Origin of the sequence: Frankia tisae, assembly GCF_025403405.1 — a bacterium.
Taxonomy (GTDB): domain Bacteria; phylum Actinomycetota; class Actinomycetes; order Frankiales; family Frankiaceae; genus Frankia; species Frankia tisai.
The window spans coordinates 1-18,516 of record NZ_JANEZT010000095.1; the positions used below are offsets into that span (position 1 = coordinate 1).

At 67.3% G+C, this 18,516-nt stretch carries 17 protein-coding genes; 6 read left to right on the plus strand and 11 right to left on the minus strand.

Annotated elements, in window-relative coordinates:
• Positions 1 to 1,005 (plus strand): FkbM family methyltransferase (locus NBZ85_RS11715; RefSeq protein ID WP_261561934.1); only part of this gene is annotated, 1,005 nt, incomplete at its 5' end.
• 175 nt (positions 1,006 to 1,180) lie between these two features.
• Here the strand turns inward: NBZ85_RS11715 and NBZ85_RS11720 are convergent.
• Positions 1,181 to 1,891: a class I SAM-dependent methyltransferase gene (locus tag NBZ85_RS11720; RefSeq protein WP_261556527.1), complete on the minus strand. Its 711-nt coding sequence runs from the start codon at positions 1,889 to 1,891 to the stop codon at positions 1,181 to 1,183.
• A gap of 320 nt (positions 1,892 to 2,211) precedes the next feature.
• On the opposite strand from NBZ85_RS11720, the gene NBZ85_RS11725 reads away from it, so the two are divergent.
• The 3 genes from NBZ85_RS11725 to NBZ85_RS11735 all read left to right on the plus strand — a co-directional run bounded on the left by NBZ85_RS11725 (position 2,212) and on the right by NBZ85_RS11735 (position 5,727).
• Positions 2,212 to 4,095 carry a heparinase II/III domain-containing protein gene (locus NBZ85_RS11725; RefSeq protein ID WP_438803077.1) on the plus strand — a complete coding sequence of 628 codons (1,884 nt, stop codon included), beginning with the start codon at positions 2,212 to 2,214 and terminating at the stop codon, positions 4,093 to 4,095.
• 80 nt (positions 4,096 to 4,175) lie between these two features.
• Entirely contained in the window at positions 4,176 to 4,472 is a 297-nt protein-coding gene (locus NBZ85_RS11730; protein WP_261561936.1) for a hypothetical protein, read from the plus strand.
• A 13-nt stretch (positions 4,473 to 4,485) separates the two neighbouring features.
• Entirely contained in the window at positions 4,486 to 5,727 is a 1,242-nt protein-coding gene (locus NBZ85_RS11735; RefSeq protein WP_261556530.1) for a glycosyltransferase family 4 protein, read from the plus strand.
• A gap of 378 nt (positions 5,728 to 6,105) precedes the next feature.
• Here NBZ85_RS11735 and NBZ85_RS11740 read toward each other — a convergent pair whose 3' ends face one another.
• Positions 6,106 to 6,936 (minus strand): glycosyltransferase family 4 protein, encoded by an 831-nt coding sequence (locus NBZ85_RS11740; protein WP_261556531.1) that lies wholly within the window; start codon positions 6,934 to 6,936, stop codon positions 6,106 to 6,108.
• A gap of 669 nt (positions 6,937 to 7,605) precedes the next feature.
• Here NBZ85_RS11740 and NBZ85_RS11745 point away from each other — a divergent pair.
• Complete coding sequence (locus NBZ85_RS11745; RefSeq protein ID WP_261561937.1) at positions 7,606 to 8,472, plus strand: class I SAM-dependent methyltransferase; 867 nt, start codon at positions 7,606 to 7,608, stop codon at positions 8,470 to 8,472.
• On the opposite strand, the gene NBZ85_RS11750 is transcribed toward NBZ85_RS11745, so the two are convergent.
• From NBZ85_RS11750 to NBZ85_RS11775, 6 genes are all read right to left on the minus strand, one after another.
• Positions 8,381 to 9,742 carry an MATE family efflux transporter gene (locus NBZ85_RS11750; RefSeq protein ID WP_261556533.1) on the minus strand — a complete coding sequence of 454 codons (1,362 nt, stop codon included), beginning with the start codon at positions 9,740 to 9,742 and terminating at the stop codon, positions 8,381 to 8,383. The two genes, NBZ85_RS11745 and NBZ85_RS11750, sit on opposite strands and share 92 nt — an antisense overlap.
• 62 nt (positions 9,743 to 9,804) lie before the next feature.
• Complete coding sequence (locus tag NBZ85_RS11755; RefSeq protein ID WP_261556534.1) at positions 9,805 to 10,938, minus strand: glycosyltransferase family 4 protein; 1,134 nt, start codon at positions 10,936 to 10,938, stop codon at positions 9,805 to 9,807.
• Complete coding sequence (locus NBZ85_RS11760) at positions 10,922 to 12,391, minus strand: hypothetical protein (protein WP_261561938.1); 1,470 nt, start codon at positions 12,389 to 12,391, stop codon at positions 10,922 to 10,924. Before NBZ85_RS11760 ends, NBZ85_RS11755 begins: the two co-directional genes overlap by 17 nt.
• Positions 12,384 to 13,376 carry an FkbM family methyltransferase gene (locus tag NBZ85_RS11765; protein ID WP_261556536.1) on the minus strand — a complete coding sequence of 331 codons (993 nt, stop codon included), beginning with the start codon at positions 13,374 to 13,376 and terminating at the stop codon, positions 12,384 to 12,386. The genes NBZ85_RS11760 and NBZ85_RS11765 overlap by 8 nt, the downstream gene beginning before the upstream one ends.
• 96 nt (positions 13,377 to 13,472) lie before the next feature.
• Positions 13,473 to 13,661 (minus strand): hypothetical protein, encoded by a 189-nt coding sequence (locus tag NBZ85_RS11770; RefSeq protein ID WP_261556537.1) that lies wholly within the window; start codon positions 13,659 to 13,661, stop codon positions 13,473 to 13,475.
• 95 nt (positions 13,662 to 13,756) lie between these two features.
• Positions 13,757 to 13,903, minus strand: a complete 147-nt coding sequence (locus NBZ85_RS11775; protein ID WP_261561939.1) for a hypothetical protein — start codon at positions 13,901 to 13,903, stop codon at positions 13,757 to 13,759.
• Between the two features lie 675 nt (positions 13,904 to 14,578).
• On the opposite strand from NBZ85_RS11775, the gene NBZ85_RS11780 reads away from it, so the two are divergent.
• Positions 14,579 to 15,424: an FkbM family methyltransferase gene (locus NBZ85_RS11780; RefSeq protein WP_261556539.1), complete on the plus strand. Its 846-nt coding sequence runs from the start codon at positions 14,579 to 14,581 to the stop codon at positions 15,422 to 15,424.
• Between the two features lie 226 nt (positions 15,425 to 15,650).
• Here the strand turns inward: NBZ85_RS11780 and NBZ85_RS33745 are convergent, their stop codons facing one another.
• The 3 genes from NBZ85_RS33745 to NBZ85_RS11795 all read right to left on the minus strand — a co-directional run bounded on the left by NBZ85_RS33745 (position 15,651) and on the right by NBZ85_RS11795 (position 18,332).
• Positions 15,651 to 16,247, minus strand: coding sequence for a hypothetical protein (locus tag NBZ85_RS33745; RefSeq protein WP_438803078.1), 597 nt, complete (start codon positions 16,245 to 16,247; stop codon positions 15,651 to 15,653).
• Positions 16,248 to 16,451: 204 nt separating this feature from the next.
• Positions 16,452 to 17,033, minus strand: coding sequence for a class I SAM-dependent methyltransferase (locus NBZ85_RS11790; RefSeq protein WP_261556540.1), 582 nt, complete (start codon positions 17,031 to 17,033; stop codon positions 16,452 to 16,454).
• 291 nt (positions 17,034 to 17,324) lie between these two features.
• Positions 17,325 to 18,332, minus strand: a complete 1,008-nt coding sequence (locus NBZ85_RS11795; protein ID WP_261556541.1) for a UDP-glucuronic acid decarboxylase family protein — start codon at positions 18,330 to 18,332, stop codon at positions 17,325 to 17,327.
• Positions 18,333 to 18,516 lie beyond the last annotated feature (184 nt).

Here is an 18,516-nt window from a genome sequence, read left to right on the forward strand (position 1 = left end):
CCGCCGGACCGGGCCTCCCCCGACCACTCCACTCACCGAATGGAGACCTGGATGCCACGGACCGACCAGGCCACCCGGCTCGTCCACGACATGAGACGAATTGCCGCGGTGGCAGGCCCCTCGGCCGCGCTGCGCTACGGTGCAGCGATCGTCAGGCATGCTCCAACCATTTGCCGCACGGGTAGCCTGGACGCCGCCGACCGGGCGATGGCCAACCGCGACTGGACGTTCCGACCGTTGCCCGGCGTCCAGGTCATCCTGCCCGGCAGCGCCTTCGGGGATGCGCGGGAGATGTACTGCCGCGGGGCCTACACCGCTCTCCCCGGATATGCGCCGGCTCCCGGCGAGATCGTCGTCGACCTGGGGGCGAACCAGGGTCTGTTCTCCCTGCTCGCCGCACGGGTAGGCGCGGACGTCATCGCAGTCGAAGCACAGCGCGGCTTCGCCTCCACCTTCGTCCACCGCGCCAGCGGCAGCGGTGTGTCGAACCGTATCCAGTTGCTGCACGCCCTCGTCGGGACCGCGACGGGTGTGCTCGCCGCCCCACGGGCCCGGGAGAACGCGAGCCACTGGGACGACGACTGGGACGACGACGTCGACGTTCTCACCATGGCGGAGGTGTTCGAGGCCGGCGGGATCGACCAGGTCGACCTCATGAGGATCGACATCGCAGGCTCCGAGTTCGTCCTGTTCGACGAGCCCGGATGGCTGGACGCGGTCGGTCGGATCGTGATGAAGGTGCATACCGGGTTCGGCGATCCCCGCACGCTCGTCGATCTGCTGATCCGGTGTGGCTTCGAGGCCACCCTGCTCGACAACGACCTGACACGGTCGACCCATCTGAGCAGTGCGGCGTCCGGATATCTGTACGCACGCCGCCGGGGCCGGACACCACAGGCCCGTGAGGCCGCCGGCCACCATCCCGACGCCACACAATCCGGCAGCGGTCCAATTCCCGGCCCCGGCCTCGTCTCCAGCGAGACACAGCACGACGTGTCCGCGTGAGGCGAACAGATGCGGTACCTCGACCGGCCACTCGACACGCGAGAGGGTGCACCCCTGCCCGTCGCCGAGGGTGGTGGTCTTGACCGTGTTCTGTTCCTGCGTGCCCGACACCACCGCCCGACGGCCAGGGCGGTGCGCGGCGGGTCGGCCGCGCCGGCCGGCGCGGCCGACCCGGTCATGCGCGCTCACCCAGCACCAGCAACGAGAAGCCACCCAGCAGCCGGGCGGCCAGGTGCGGGCGGGCCCGGTAGAGGGCGGACCGCGGTAGCCGGGCGACCCGCTGTCCACGGCCCCGGCCGGGGAGCTCGAGACCGCCCGGCGTGTACGCCTCGTCGAGCACCCGGTAGCCGGCATCCTGCAAGGTCGCCAAAGCCGTCTCTCGGGAAAAGTAGTGCAGGTGACCGACGTTCCGGCGGGCCCGCATGATCGGTCCCATCCGACCAACCGTCTGCACCGTCATGTCGAGGGGGACGTGGAAGACGAACCTGGTGGCCCGGTCGCAGAATGCGCGCAGGAAACCGAGGTAGTCCTCGACGTGTTCGAAGACGTCAATCATGAGCAACAGGTCGAACCGTTCCTGCGGGTCCATTGCGTCGACCGTCGTGAGGCACACGCGGTCGCGAACCCGCTCACGTGCGATCTCCAGGACGGCCGGCGACGTGTCGACGCCGAGCAGCCGGATCGCGCCGGGCAGGTGGGTGGCAAGTTCGGTGAGAACCCGGCCGGTCCCGCAGCCGACATCACAGACGGATTGGGGATAGAGCGAATTGCGGGCGAGCAGGCGGGCAATCTGGGTGGCCTTCCATGCGCCGTCGCCGTCGTGCCAGTCGGGATGGCGGGAAAGGTATGTCCCGTCTTGGTACATGTCCGTTCCGATGGTATTCATGCCGGCCTCCCGGAGGTGGTGAGAAGTGACCATGGCACGCCACGATTGCAACCGTTAAGCTACTTTAAGTTATCGACGACGCGGGACGACGTCACTCACCTCGGCGCGCCCACCCCCAATCCGTCATCAAGCTGCTACCATACGTAACAAAATGAAGTCGGATGGACACGTTCGGTTGACGAAGTGCACGCCAAACCCAACGGCCGCTCAGCGACGGCGAAACCGAGTTTTGATGGAGGCGACATGGTCCCGATGGGGGCGGACACCCGTGCGGCGCGACGACCGGTCGTCGTGTCGCGCGGCAGAGCGGCGGCGAGGCGATGGTGACCCCGGCCAGCCAGCCGCACCCCGGACGCTATCTGCGGACGGTCGGCCACCTTCGGCCCGAGCAGGTGGTGGCCCGCGTGCGGCTGCGCACCCAGCAGGCCACGCTCGTCCACCTTCCGGCCGCACGACGGCTGCTTGGAACCGAGGGTCCCCGATCGGGCCGCCGCCGGGACCGATGGACCGGCTGGCCCGAGGGGTTTGCGCCGTTCGATGCCCGCGTCGACGCCGACCGGCCGCGGGCCGAGGACCTCGCCGCCGGGACGCTCACCCTGTTGGGTGCCAGCCGTGCGCTCGGTGACCCGCCCGACTGGCAGCAGGCCCAGGCGCCCCGACTGTGGCGCTACCACCTGCACTACTGGGACTGGGCATGGTCGTTGGCCGCCCATCCGGAGCGTCCGTGGGCTCGCGCGACGTTCGCGCGGTTGTACCGGTCCTGGTCCCGGGACACCTGGATGGGCCACGGTGACGCGTGGTCGCCCTACGTGGCTTCGCTGCGCGCCTGGTCGTGGTGCGGACTCGCCCCTCCGCTCGTCGGCGGGACGCGACTGGAGCCCGCCTTCGTGGCCGAGCTGGCCCGGCACGCGGCGTTCCTGCGACTGCACCTGGAGACCGACGTCGGCGGCAACCACCTGCTGAAAAACCTCAAGGCGCTACTCGGACTAGCCGTGGCGTTCGGCAATTCCCGCGCCGCCGAGCGGTGGACCGACCGTTTCCGGCGGGAGATCAGCCGACAGGTGCTCGTCGACGGCGGGCATGTCGAACGGGCGCCCGCGTATCACTGTCAGGTCCTTGCCGACCTGGACGACGTCATCGCACTGCTGAGGGCCGCCGGCAGGCCCGTACCGCCCGACCTGCACGCCGCCCACAGCCGGATGCTCCGATGGTTGGGCCACGTGCTCGCGCCGGACGGCGGCGTCCCACTGCTGAACGACGGCTTCCCGGTGCACTCCCGGGTCGTCGCCACCCTACGTCCGATGCCCACCGTCGGCTCGAATGCCGTCCCGACAGCAGTCCCGGACACGGGTCAATCGGGCAGCCCGGGCGACGGGCTGGTCCTCCTGCCCGAGAGCGGCGTCGCCGTGCTCCGGAGCGGGCACTGGCACGTCCTGGCCGACGTCGGTCAGACCTGCCCCGACGACCTGCCCGCCCACGCCCACGCGGACACGCTGTCCTTCCTCCTCTGGTATGACGGCACACCGCTGCTGGTGGACACCGGCACCTCGACGTATGCGGCCGGCCCGACCCGCGCGCTCGAACGCTCGACCCGCGCCCACAACACCGTTGTGGTGGACGGCCGGGACTCGACCGAGGTGTGGGGCGCGTTCCGGGCCGGCCGCCGCGCCCGGGTGAATATCAGCGAGGCGATGCGCCTCGGCGCCGCGGACGGCGGACCACAGCTGCGGCTCACCGCCGCGCACGATGGGTACCGTTGGCTACCTGGCGGGCCGTGCCACCAGCGGACCTGGCAGCTCGATCCGACAGGTCTGCGGGTGGACGATCAGGTCACGGGCCAGGGACGGCATCGTCTCGAGGTGATGTTCCACCTGGCCCCCGGGCTGGAGGCCCGGCTGGAGGGCGGACGCCTCCTGCTGGCCGGGCTCGGCGGGCCGGCCGGGAACCAGACCGTCGCGCTGTCCACCTCGGACAACGGGCGGTGGAGCATCCACGACGGCTACGTCGCCGTCGGCTGGGGCAGGTCGGTCCCCGCGGTCGTCGCGTCCTATCTGGTCGTCGCCACCCTTCCAGTCCGTCTGACGACCAGCATCAGCATCAGCCGGCGGCCGGCGGGTGCGCCACCGTCTCCGTCTCTACCGCCGCCGGCGGCCCAGGTGCCCGGTCCCGCATCCTCGCCGCTGGCGCGGTCGGCCCGAAGGTAGCCGGTCGGAAGTTGCGCGTTCCCGAACCCGAGCGAACCCCCCGCCCAGGTTGGCCGTCATCCGAGCAGTCGACGCTGGATATGGCCATCTGGCCGACCGGCCCAACCCAGACCATGCCGCCGACGCCCCGCAGGCCAACGCCTCCTTCGCCACAATCGCGGCGGTACTGGGGCTCGATCAGCTCTGCCGGTTCCACGCCGACCGAGGGCGACATCGAACAAGCCCGCCGTCTGCCGCGGGCTCACGTCGGAGACCGCCTGACGGTGCACGTCTCGGTGGTCAGTCCGGGCGAAATCATGAGCAGATACGGCAAGGCGATCGTCATCGACCAGAGCTATCGACCGGCCGCCCAATCACCCAGCATTGACGAAAAATGAGGATTGGCATCGTATGAAAATCGCCTTCATAGCCGACTGGCGGAGTCCGACCTCGCAAAACTGGGTCAGCTCCCTCGCCCGGATGGGCCACGACTGCCTCGTGCTCTCGAGCTATCCGGTCAACGGGTCGCGGGTAGCGGCAGGCCTTCCGATCCAAATACACGAGGTTCCCATCGGGCTTGCCGCACTACGACGCGCCTTGCCCAAGCCCAGCCGACCACCCGCCGCGGCCTCTGCGCCGCGGGTCGGATCGATCGCGGTGGCAGGCAGCACCCTCAAGCGGGCGGTGGGGAGCACGATGAGATGGGCCGCGCCCTATGATCTCACGTGGCATGTGGCCCGGGCGGAACGGCTCATCGCAGAGTTCGACCCAGACGTGGTGCATGCGTTGCGCATTCCGTACGAAGGGATCTTCGCCTCGCTCCTGCCGCCCGGTCGGCCCTTCGTCGTCTCGGTATGGGGACTCGATTTCACCCTGTACGCTTCCGCCACCCGCCGGCTCGATCGCCTAACTCGCGCCACGATGCGTCGAGCGGACGGCCTGATCGCCGACTGCCATGCCGACGTAGACCGCGCCGTTTCCTGGGGGCTCCCCCGGGCCCGCCCCACGGCGGTGCTGCCCGGAGGCGGCGGTATCGACCTGACCTGGTTCGATAAGGTGCCGGCCCGGGCCGAGGCAAAACGCCGGCTGGGGATCGATCCGCAGAGCCTCGTCATATTGAATCCCCGTGGAAGTCGACGATACGTCTGCACGGCCGAGTACTGCGCCGCCCTGAGCCTGGTCGCGCGGGAGAATCAGAACTCGGTCTTCGTCTTCGCCAACATGGCCGGCAACACCGAGGTCGCTCACAGGCTTCAGCGACTGGGCATCGCCCACCGTTCCAGACTGCTGCCCAAGCTCAGCCATCATGAGATGGCCGGCATCTTCGCGGCGGCCGACGTGACCGTCTCGCCGAGTGTCCACGACGGCACACCCAACACGCTACTGGAAAGCATGGCGGCCGGCTGCCTTCCGGTGGTCGGAGACATTCCGTCGGTACGGGAGTGGATCGAGCCCGGTGTGAACGGGATGATCTGTAACCCCCGAGACCCGGCAGCGGTCGCCAAGGCCGTGCTCATCGCCCTCACCGACGCCGCCCTCGCCCGCAATGCCGCCGCGCGCAACCGGGCGCTCATCCTGGAACGCGCCAGCCGCGGCCAGGTGACGGCGTCCGCCGAGAAACATTATCGAGCAGTTCTGGGTCAACACCACTGATTTCAGGGAGTTGGGGTGGTCCTGAGTCTGGCGCCGATGGCTGGTTGGCACTTCGGCCGCGGGACGGGAGAAGTGCCTACTCGGACTGACTGGCCGGTGGTGGGGATGCGGCGGCGGTGGTTTGGCGGACGGGGAGCGCGTCGTTGCAGGCGCCGGCCCTCCCGCTGATCCATTGGTCGGGCTCGGGGGAGGGCCGTGCGAGGTGCGTGGAGGCATCGTTGCCCGCCGTAGGCGTCGGCGAGGCCGGCCCTCGCTCTGCCCGTGCCTACCGCAAGACCCGGGAGCGCCGTCCCCGGCAACATCCAAAAGAACAAAGTCAGCGGCGTTGGATTCTGGGTGGTCGAAAAACAAGCGCGTAAAGCTGCGCCGGGTCACCTCTCAGGTGAGCGCACCTGCCGGCCGGCGTTTGCGCACGGCGCCTTCCAGAGTGCGCAGATAACGATGGAAGGTGAAGGTCCGGGAGGTCCGGAGGGCTTCGGCCGAGAGCGCGGCCAGGAGCTGACGGTCCGCATCGAGGGCGGATATCGCGGCGGCCAGCGCCGAGATGTCCCGGACAGGCACGAGGAAACCGTTACTGCCGTCGGTGACGACCTCACCACAGCGGTCGGTGGTGATGACAGGAAGCCCATGGGCCATCGCCTCGAGCTGAGTGAGCGCGAAACCGTCCGACAAGGTCGGCAGCACGAAGACGTCGGCCTCGCGCAGTAGATGTAGTGCCTGGTCCCGGCTCACCTGGCCAAGAACAGTGACGTTCGACGGCGCCTCAGCGAGGCGCGCCCGGTCCACTCCGATCCGACCGGCAACGGTGAACTGGGCCTCGGGCAGCATCCTGGCCGCCTCGAGCAGATAAGGGATTCCCTTCCGGAGGACGACCTGACCGAGCCACAACACACGCAGTGCCCGCGACGGGCGATGGGACGAGCAGGGCACTGCGTGCACCTCACCCTCGTACGCCAGCGGTATCACCTCGATCTTACTTTCCTCGCATCCTTCCCTCATCGCCGCGCGCTTTGACCAGGTGGAGTTGACCACCACCAGCGAAGCCGCCGACCATTCCTTCCGAAGGCGGTCAAAATATTCCTCGGACAGCGGGCCGGGAGCCTCCTCCCAACCGGGCCACCGCTCGGCTTCGCAGGCGATCTCCAGGAAGTCAGCCCGACCGGGATCAAGCTGGTCGACAACGGAGAACATCCCGACCTCGGCGGCCATCTCGACGACTTCCAGTGCTCCTAGCGAGTAGCCGAAAAAAGCGTTCCGACCCGGTAGCACCGCGCCGCGCCGGCGGAGGTCCGCACGCACGAGTCGACCGAACTCGGTCCCCTCCTGGCACCATGCCGTCTGTAGCGCGGCGGCGGAGGTGCCGATCGGCCGCCGAGCCGCCAGCAGCCGCCGCCGCAGACTGTGCGGCGTGAAGCTCGTGATGCGGTCGCCCGGCAGGTCCCGGTGCCAGCGTGTCGCCAGCCGACTGGCCGGACCGGGCATTCGCCGCCACATCGCCCGGGCTCGCCGAGCCCAGACATCCGTGTAAAGCCGGTCGAGCCGAGCCTCGCCGTGCAGCGCGCGGGCGACGGCGTAGTGCTCGCGCGCACCTATCTGGGCGACGGACCAGCTCAGATTGTCCCATGTCATATCTGTCCCCGCACTCCTGACCGACCCACCGGTTCTCCGCCGTCGTTTCCACTGGCCTTGTGCACCGCGGGGTGTTGTAGAGCGTCACCATCCATTGCCGTTAGTATAGGATTTACTGCTGCCGGCTACTGGAAGTCGAGCTGGCGAGTCGGCGACCCAGCGCCGGGAACGCCCTATCCCCACGGCTGTCCGGACCGGCAGCCTGCCCGATATCCGGACGAACGATCAGCGATAACCAGGAGGCCGAGAATGAGTCCATCGGACCATGCCGCACAGGTTCTGCAACGGAAGTACTATGCGACTACGGCCGGCCAGTATCATGAGGCGCACGTCCGCGACGACGACCCGCACTCCGTCGCCCTCGAGTACATGTCGGGGCTGCTGACCGGGCTCGGAGCGAGGTCGATTCTCGATGTGGGCAGCGGTACCGGGCGTGCCGCCACGTTCCTGCGCCAACGGCACCCGGCCGCGCTGGTCGTCGGCATCGAACCCGTCATGGACCTCCTGCTGCGGGCGGACCGGGCCACCGGGGCCGGATACGTCTGCGGCAGCGGCCAGGACCTCCCTTTTCCGGACGATAGCTTCGACGTGGTCTGCTCCACTGCGTTGCTCCATCACGTGCCCCGGCCGGCGGCCGTGATAAGCGAGATGATCCGAGTGGCCAGACGGGCCGTAATGATCTCCGACGCAAACCGTTTCGGGCAGGGCTCGCAATTCGCCAGGCTGACAAAGCTGGCATTGTGGCGGGCGGGAGCCTGGCCGCTGTACACCTTTCTCAGCACCCGCGGACGGGGTTATCATTACTCTGCGGGTGACGGGATCTTCTATTCCTACAGCATCTTCGACTCGGCACCAGCCCTCGACGCCTGGGCAGATCGAACATTTGTGATACCGACCACGCCCGGCTCCACCGGCTACCGGCCGCTGCTCGCCGCCGCAGAGGGCCTCCTCGTCGCGGTCCGCGAGACGGCGACACCGGCGGGTCCGCCGGCACTGCCGGACCCGCGTCAACCCGAACCGCACCTCAGCCGGGCGTCTGGCCGGGCTCCCGCCGGATCGTCGCCGGGTCCGGGTGGCCAGCGCGGGGCAGCGGAATCTGTAGATCGCGAAGGCTGACGGGTTCGGCCTGTCCGGCAGCGTCGGAAAGCGACCGCAACAGGCGGCGAACACACAGCGCGAGAACACCCGCATAACAACCCAGTCCGGCGATGAAGGCTGTCGCCGCGCCGGACACGCCCATTCGGGGCACTAGGCCCACCAACAACCCGACCGTGACGGCGAACTGGACGAGGCCCGCCCAGAACTGAGCGGTGTAGATCCGTGCGGCGGCTAGGGTGCTGGCCAGCACCACGGCGAGCAGGTTCACTCCCATCCCACCCACCAGGATGACGAAAACACCCGGTTCCGCGTATTCGGGTCCATAGAGGACCCGAAGGATGCCGCCCCCGGCGAAGACCGCCCCGACCAGTCCGAGCACCGCGTTCCCGACGCCGATGAGCAGCATTGTGCGAAGCAGCCGAAGAAACTCGGCCGGCGCTTGGGCATGGTAGGACGCCAGCCTCGGCGTGACAACGTCCATGAGTGCCGCGAACGCGAGACCAAGCGCCATCACCAGCCTCATCTGCGCCGAGAAAACCCCGACCTCGTTCGCCGACTGCCAATGATTGAGAACGTAGATCGGTACGTTGCCGATCAGTGCGCCGAGCACGGCCGTGCCGGCTAGCGGCGCGGAGAGCCGGAGCAGCCGGCCCATCCTGGTGCCAAGCCGGTCCGGGCCGTCGCCGCGGACCATTTCCTGCGGCCACCGCCCCACGATCATTCGGATGGACCTCAGGTCGTAGGACAGCGTGATGGCCGCCGACATCGCGCCCCAGGCCGCCACCGCCACCAGCAGGCTTTCGCTGACCCGATAGGCCGCGAAGAAGGCCAGGAACTGCAGCGTGCCCTGAGCCACCCGCGACACTGCTATGCGATCCATCTTCTCGTACTTCTGCAACAGCCCGTACACGATGTCGCTGACCGAATCACATGTCTTCGCCGCGGCGACAGCGGTGATGAGCATCGCCTCACTGCGGGAGCGACAGGCCAACAGGGCGCCGGCCAGGATCCCGACCACGGTGAGCAGGAGGCAGCACAGACGCAGCGCCAGGTAGTCGACGAAACGGAACTGGGAGCGCGCGTCGGTGGCGAGCACGACCCGAAGGCTCAGATTGGCGAGGAGGAAGGGCGGTGCGGTGACGGCCAGCGCAAACGCGAACCGGCCGACCGTCGCGCTGCCGGACATATGGGCCAGTGATGCGACAATCAGCCATTGGCAGCCCTGGAAGAGGATCGAGCTTCCCGCTACCCAGGCAAAGTTCGTGCGCATCGACAGCCGGCCGGTCACCGCTCGACCGCCGGAGTCCCGCGCGGCATGTTTGCCGCTCATCTACGCCGCCCCCGGCCAGTTCAGTTCAGGCCGAGTGCGGCTCGAATGCCGCGGATCGGATCCGCCGATTCGTGCCACCGGTGAAACACCTCGCGGGAGCCCGCCCGATACCGGTCGATGGCGTCGCCGTCGGTGACCGTCCGCAGCGCGGCGGTCAGAGCGGACAGATCGCCGGCCGGGAAACGGCACCCGTTGACCCCCTCGACGACGAGGTCCTCCCCCGCACCCACAACATCGCTCGTCACCAGAGCCAGGCCAGCGGCCGCCGCCTCCGTCACCACGATCCCCCACGGTTCTACATCACTGGGCAGCACCAGGACGTCAGCCGACCGGTAGAGCGCGGCCAGGCTCCGCTCGTCCTCGACGAAACCGGCCCACGACACCCGGCCGCGCAGATGGTCCGGGACCAGTCGCCCAAGACTCCCCCGCATGGGACCGTCACCGATAATCACCAGGTCCCAGTCGGGGCGACGGTCGGCGATGTCGGCGTACGCCCGGATCAGCAGGTCGACCCGCTTCTTGGCGACAAGTCGCCCGCTATATACGATTTTTCTACGGCGCACAGTCGGCAGACTGTCGGGGGACGGCCCGGAGGATTCGGCCAGGAGGGCGTAGTCGGGCTCGTAGGGGAAACGAAAGATCTTCTTCCCGGCCACCCCGTAACGTCTGTAATACAGCTCACCAAGCGACCCGCACACAAGCACGCCGGAACACCTCCGGAGGAGAACCGGCAGGCTGGCCCTCTTGATGCGTCGGCGGACCCCGCGAAGAGTATCGGCCCTGATGTTCGAGTCGCCGAACAGCAACACCGGCAAGCCGCGCCGCCGGCATTCAAGGATAATCCGGACTCGACCCAGATCGCTATATCCGCCAACCACCACCGCATCTATCGTTTCGGCCGCCAGATACTGCAGGATCCGGCCGCCCTTGCGCCACTCGTGCAGGCTTTCACGAATCGTCACATCGGTGGGGCACCGTTCACCCGGGCCAAATACCTTCACCTGGGCCTGCGTGGCCTCCTCCCCGGCCGGCCATGGGAAGGTGCTCTGTTCATGAGTGAAGATCAGGTACCAACGGATTTCCGGCACTTCCTTGACCAACCGCCGGTGCAAGTTTTCACGGTACGGTGTGAACGAGTTACTGATGATGGCCACTCGGCGAACGGTAGGAAAACCATTGGCCTCGCCACGATCTCGCATCATACTCCCGCGCTCCTTCCCCGGGACGGCCGGGGCCGGTAAGGGACCAGCCGGCCAGCCAGGCGCCCAGGACCAGACTGCCGACCGTGTACAACAGCTGCTCTGTCGCTATTCGACTGAGCAGCTGGTAGAGAATCAGGATGGTCACCGGTCCGCACAACTGTAGAAGATATTTGGTGTCCGAGTCGGCAGCCTGTAGTTTGGCCTGGAGTCGGACCAGGACAGCGGCAAATAGGAACGAGACGAGCAGCGTTCCCTGCAGCCCGAAGTTCAGCGCGCTCTCAAACCAGTATGGAGCGCTAAATCCCGCCTTCGGGTCCAGGTATTCGTCGGTGACCTGGACGGTCAACGGCTTTTCCTTCGCGCCCCTGACCAGGACGCTGGGTACGAACTGGCCGGGCAGGTCGAGGTAGCTCCTGCCCTGGAAGCTACCGAGACCGGCACCTCGCTGCAGCAGGAGCTCCGCGCTGCCGATCACGTCGATGCTGTCGATGCTTCCAGCCAGCGAGCTACGCTGTTCCAGCCCACTCGCCGCCGCTGACCTGGCGTTTCCGATCAGGCCCAGGGAAAGGAATGCGCCCGCCGCGGCAAGTCCGCACAGCACGGCCGACGACAAGCGGCTGCTACGCACCTCGTGGTTTACCCGGACCGGTGCCCCCTGGATGAACAACCAGCCAAGCGCCAGTAGGAGGAATCGGTAGCGGGTACCGGCGCCGAGGGTTACCAGCGCGGTCACGAATAGCATGACCAGTTCCGCGACGGTCGGCAGGCGACGGTAGGTGCGGCGCGCGGCCGCCAGTACCAGGACAAACATGACCGCGGTGGTCGGCATCAGATCAAGGGGACCGAAATGGACCCGGGAGTCGACCAGCTGGCCGTATGTTCCGGACAGCCGCCAGAAGGAAGCCAACGGCCGACCTGCCACCAGGAAGGAGCCGACAACCGCCAGCCCTATCGCCGCGAAACAGAGGCAGGCCCGCCCGGTCCGGACCGAACAGATCCGCGGCGACTCGGCGGCGATTTCTCGCATCCCGGCAGCGCTGCCCAGCGCAAATCCCACCAAGGCCAGGAGGTTTACCTTCCAGGTCAGCGGAAGACTGAGATCCGGCAGGTTCCCCTGGCTCCCCACCGGCCATATCCCATCGTACAACCTGATTGTCCAGGGAACTATAACGAGGCCGATCCAGGGTAGGGTGAGACTATGGCTAACCCACCAGGGGAGCCTCGCAAAATGGGCCCGCCGGTAAAGATCCAATGCCACCGTGACGATCGCCGCGACAAGGCAGCTAAACCAGTAGTTGAAGTCTACCCGGGTGGCCGCGCCGAAGACCGCCAGGCCAGCACAGCAAGCGGCGGTGGCGAGCGGCACCGAGGCGAGCTGGTGCCGTGGCACGGCCCGTTCAGTCATGCCGCACGGACCGGACCTCCCGGTGGGGCGCCGGCTCGTCCTGCTTCGCCGGGTCCGGTTTCGCCTGGCCGGTCGTTGTAACCCTCACGCCGGCCGCCGCCGAAACGGACACACCGTTGACAGCCTCGCCCGGCGCGCTTGTCTTGACCGCCAGGATGTTCTGGCTTTTCTCGGTCGTCAGGTCCACCGGCACCAGCGCTCTCGTCTCAGGTATGTAGCGCACGGTGTGGTAGCCGGCCGTCTCGAGCAGCCGGCCTAGCAGCTGGGAATCGTTGCGCTCGATGAGCAGCGCCGGGGCATGCGTCTGAAGCAGGCGCGTCGCTCCCCGCAACACGGCCGGTTCCGCTCCCTCCACGTCGATCTTGACCAGGGCGACCCGGCCCGACGCCGGAATGTGGTCGTCTAGCGTGACGACCGGAACGCGTTCCACGGATCCGCTGGTCGTCGCGTCCGCGATTTTGTTGATGGTTCCGCGGCCGACCGTGAAAAGGACATCCCCACGGTGGTCGCCGACAGCCTTCGGATGAACTTCGACCTGATTCAGGTTATTGCGCCGAACATTGTCCAGCAGCCGGCCCCGGGATTCCGTCGACGGCTCGAACGAGATGCATCGCACGCCCGGCACGGAGGCGGCCAGAAGGGTGTAAACCCCGACGTTCGCGCCCACGTCGATGAAGATGTCGCCGGGTCGCAGTTCGTCAAGCAGAAATCGCATCTCCGACCAGTCCGGAAATCGGCAGTAGAGGACGGCCGACGCCGAGGTGCTATGCGGATGGCAACGCAGCCGGACATCCGCCGCGAGCCGAACGTCGACCGGTCTGCGCGCGGTTCGCTGCCACACCTGCCATCCGACGTATCGAGTGAGGGCACGACCTCGTTCACCCCGGACGGCCGGATGGTTCCAGATGTAACGCATCGTGGTGACTCCGGCGGCCACGGCCACACGAGGGCTCGCCGCATACAGACGAAGAGTCGCGATCGACATGCACTCACAGTACCATCCCGACTACATCACGTAGTCATACGACGCGCCGCAGCCGAGTGGCTCCCGACCGGTTCCGCCGACTCCCCGCAACCAGGGTCAGCGCACCGGCGTGAAGAAAATCGTCGTGTCCCAGACGCCGTTGCTGGTCCAGATCGACCGCCAGTCCTGGATGGCTTTCAGCACCGCCGTCCACACCTGTCCGGCCGCACCCTCCGCGGCCCGACGCGAGTTGGGCGAACGTGATCGGGACGGCAGGAACCAGTTGGCATTGTCCACGATCAGCATCCCACCAGGCCGAATCTTTGGAATTGCGAACTGAGCGCAGAAATCGCGGTAGACGCCGTCGACCAGGACGAAATCAAGGCTCTCGTCAGCCGTCCTCAGGGCGACCTGCGCATATTTACTCTCGGCACCTGCTCCGCGGCCAGCCGGTCCCGCAACTCCAGCAGCGCGCTGGTGGTCATGACGAACGTGCGGATCTCCTGGCGGCGGGAGCTTTCTGGTTCGGGTTCGGAGTGCGCGCGCACGCTTTGAGGTCCTTCTTGCCGATGTCGAGCGCGGCGCACCGCTCGTGCGACACGTCCATGGGACGCTGAACCCCTCCTGCGATCCCTCCCCTGGCCTACCACGTCCGTCCGAAGGGACCACAGGGCTCAAAGAGCCTGGTCCGCGCGCTCAAGGCAACAATCGACAGTTCCTGTCGGTGGTCACCAACACCGTCCTGGCCCAGGAAAAGGATCAGAACTTGATACCTCGCCGGCGACCTACCAGGCCCCCGCCACCGCCGACATGGCCGGCAAGCTCCGACGCGTCCTGATCGCCACCAAATGTCAGGTCACTCACCCCGAACAGCCGCCCCCGCAGAAGTCCACACCCTCCGGGTGGCCCGGGAGACCGCCGCCGCATAATAGCGAAAGTCGAGATACGCCAGTCAGATCCATATACCAACTGTACAGAATATCGATCGCACACATGGCGAGCGTCCGGCCTAACTACTACAGCCGCAGTGGCGGCCCGGTGATCCTGCTGCTGGTAGGTGGGCTACCGGCGTGGCGTGACGTCAATCAAAGTAGTACACGGCATAGACTTGGAGAAACACCGCCGAAGTGGCGGACCACCGCCCACAGCGCTGAACGCGATCCGCTTCCGCAGTAACCGCTGTTGGCGGCGCACCGGAAGCCGCACCACCTGATTGGAACCCGATGAAGGTAACTACCCGCGCCCGGCGCATCGTCGACCGGTGCACTCCTCAGGCCGCGGTGCTCTATCGCCGCTACAGAGACTCTCATACGCGGTACAAACATCCCGCTATCACGCCATGGGGCTTCTCACTGTATGGCCCCCCCGGTCTTGGGGCATCACGGCAGTCAAGCCATGAGGCAGATCTTTTTCTCGACCTGATTGGCCAGACAGACCGCTTGATCGACGTGGGGGCCAACGTCGGTCTGTTCACCATTCTCGCAGCCAGCAAGGGTGTACCGGTGTCTGCGGTCGAGCCCAGTCCCATGAATCTCGCGCAGCTTTACCGCAATCTGCGATTGAACCAGAGTGAGGGGGTCGAGGTTTTCCCGGTAGCCGCGTCCGACTGCTGCGGCCTTGCCGAGTTGTATGGAGGTGGCCAGGGCGCAAGTCTCCGCCCACAATGGGGGGGAATGGCCGCGACTTACAGCAACCTTGTCCCCGCGCACACTCTCGACGGGCTCTTCGCTGACAGACTGCAGAGCCAAAGATTGTTGATCAAGATCGATGCGGAGGGCATGGAGTTTCCAATCCTCCGAGGTGCCGATCGGCTGCTGGCAGCCGACCCATCACCAACATGGATCATTGAGGTGGGCCTCACGGAGAATTTCGACGGACAGGTCAATCCGGATTTTATCGCGATCTTTGATCTCTTCTGGAAGCATGGATACACGTCCTGGTGCGTTGAGCAGCCTGGCCGGCCGGTCGAGCGGAATGATGTTACCGCATGGGTGGCTCGCGGTGACCGGGGGTTCTGGAATATCAACTATCTGTTCCGTCCCTGGCCGTCGAAGTCGAAGTCGCGTTAAGTATGTCTTTGGGCTCTGACCTGGATCCGCCAGTAACGGGTGATGTTGGAAGTTCGTAGGTCGTCTGCACATAAACGGGTGCCTGCCGTGCAGGGAGAATCGGGGTTACCACACCAACGCGACATCCCTGGCGAAAGGCACCCGCCGGGCGAACGGACTACGCAGGTCGAGGCAGGCGAGGAAACGGGCCCGGCGGGGTCGGGTGCGGTTCGGGTCGGTGGACCGGTCACTGGCGGGAAGCGCGGGGCTGGTCGCGGTGGCTGAGCTGGTCGACCAGCTCGGGGTCGTCGAGGTGTCGGGCGCCCAGGTCGGACCGCTCAAGCAGCGACAGCGGGGCCTGACCGCTGGCCAGCCGCTGGTCGGGATGGCCCACGGCGCAGCTGGCGCACGCAGGCGTCGAGCCTGGCGATATCGCCTCGTCGAAACCCGCGGCCGCGAGGTCCTGGGCGAGACGCTCGTTCGGGCGGGCGACGAATCCGGCCGAGACCGGCACCCCGAGCAGCGCACCGTGTTTCCCGTCGCCCTCACGGTCCGGGACGTCGTGCTCGACGAGGCGGGCGTAGCGGGCCTTCGCCGGGTCCAGCGGCGTGCCAGCCCGCGCGGCGGCGAGCAGCGACTCACGCGCGGCGCCGGTGACCTTCGGGTTGACCAGAACCGTCAGGTAGGAACCATCCGGCAGTGCCCGTAGCGGCGGGATCGTCGCGTCGCTACGCCGAGCGCCTCTCCCGGTCACCGCGCTAGCCTCGTCGACCGCGTCACGCGGGACGAACGACGTCAGGACTCCCAGCGAGATCCAGTCCGTCAGCCGGCTGTCCGCCACCACCCGAGTGTCCACCACAGCGTTCGATCATGCCGCTACCCGCGCAGAACCACCGCAGCCGGCACACCAACGACCCTCAGGATCCAACTAGCGGAAGTGGCATTGGGACCCGACCACGTTCACCCCGGACGGCCGGATGGTTCCAGATGTATCGCATCGTGGTGACTCCGGCGGCCCCAGCCACGCGGGGGCTCCCCGCAACCAGGGTCAGCGCACCGGCTTGAAGAAAATCGTCGTGTCCCAGACGCCGTTGCTGGTCCAGATCGACCGCCAGTCCTGGATGGCTTTCAGCACCGCCGTCCACACCTGTCCGGCCGCACCCTCCGCGGCCCGACGCGAGTTGGGCGAACGTGATCGGGACGGCAGGAACCAGTTGGCATTGTCCACGATCAGCATCCCACCAGGCCGAATCTTTGGAATTGCGAACTGAGCGCAGAAATCGCGGTAGACGCCGTCGACCAGGACGAAATCAAGGCTCTCGTCAGCCGTTCTCAGGGCGACCTGCGCATATTTACTCTCGGCGCCTGACTCGGCCGGCACATCCTCCACCGCCAGCACATGCTCGACATTCTTCCGGCGCTGTTCGCGCAGCTGCGCGGATACCGTTCCGTGCCAACTCTCGTCATGCTCGACGCTGGTCAGATAACCGACCTTACTGGCGAGCCAGAGCGTGCTGCGCCCCGATCCGAACTCAAGGCCGCAGTCGGCAGGTTTCAGCATGGTGGCAAGCATCTCATTGGCCGTGGCGGTAAGCCAGGGCTGTCCCGGATGAGCACGATAATACTGCATGACGCGCGAGCGGTCATATACATACCGCGGGGCCCAGTGCCGAAAGGATCGCATGGTCCCTGTTTCTAGCGGGCTTCCGCCTTGTTCGGCAGGCAGCACCGGTGGATCGGCGTGTCACCGCCGCCCCGTCGAAGCCATGTCGGCAGATTCCGGACCGGTGCTGGAATCGCCCCGCCGGCCGGGAAGACGGGTCACCGCCCCGTCTGGGTGTCAGGATTCACCGGAGCGAAGCGATTGGACCGAGAGCCTGGACCCAACCTGCACCGCCGCCGATGCAGGTTGAACAGCGGGTCAGGAGCCCGGCCGGCCGATGGGCGCGTCCGTTCCTGTCGGTGACTCCTGCTGCGGCACGCGGGCGGCCGGCGACTGTTCGGCGCCCGTCCGGAACCAGGCGATGGTCCGGGCGAGCCCGTCACGCACGTCCACCCGGGGCTGCCACCCGAGCATCTGGTGCGCCCGGGTGATGTCAGGACGGCGCACGGTCGGATCGTCCGGCGGTCGTGGGACGAACGTGATCGGGGCCCCGGTCCCGCACAGCCGTGCGACGAGCCGGGCGATCTCGAGAATCGTCATCTCGTGCGGGTTGCCGATGTTCACCGGTCCTGCGAGCTCGCCGGACATCATCCGCAGCAGACCATCGACGAGGTCGTCGACGTAGCACAGAGACCGGGTCTGGGAGCCGTCACCGGCGACGGTCAGCGGCTCCCCCCGCAGCGCCTGCGCGATGAAGGTGGGGACCGCCCGCCCATCGCCGGCCCGCATCCGCGGACCGTAGGTATTGAAGATCCGGACGATCCCAGTACGGGTGCGGTGGGTGGTGCGGTGGGCGGTGGTCAGCGCCTCGGCGAAGCGCTTGGCCTCGTCGTACATGCTGCGCGGGCCGACGGGGTTGACGTGCCCCCAGTACTCCTCGGGCTGAGGATGCACCTGCGGGTCGCCGTACACCTCGGAGGTGGACGCCAGCACGAACCGGGCCCCCTTGCGCCGGGCGAGCTCCAGCAACCGGCGGGTGCCCCAGGCGCCCACCGCGAGCGTCTCCAGCGGCAGCGCCTGGTAGTCCACCGGGGAGGCCGGCGAGGCCAGGTGCATCACCGCGTCGACCGGCCCGGCGATGTCGACAGGACCGGTGACGTCGCGGCGCAGCAGCCGGAAGGTGTCCCGCGCGCGCAGCGGATCGACGTTCTCCGGCCGGCCGGTGAGGAAGTTGTCGACACATATCACCTCGGCCCCGTCGGCCAGGAGCCGCTCGCACAGATGGCTGCCGAGGAAGCCCGCTCCCCCGGCCACGACGACACGCATGGACACCACCGCTTTCCCAGCTTCCCTGGCCCGGCTTCCCTGGCTCCGCGGCAAAGGGCCGCCGCTGTCGGGGTGCCGGCGGAGCCGGCTGGCCGGATGATCGGATCCGGCCAGCTACTCGCGAAGAGTTAAACTTCTATCACAGAAAGTCACCACCGGCCACCCCGCCAGCCCCGCCCCTGTC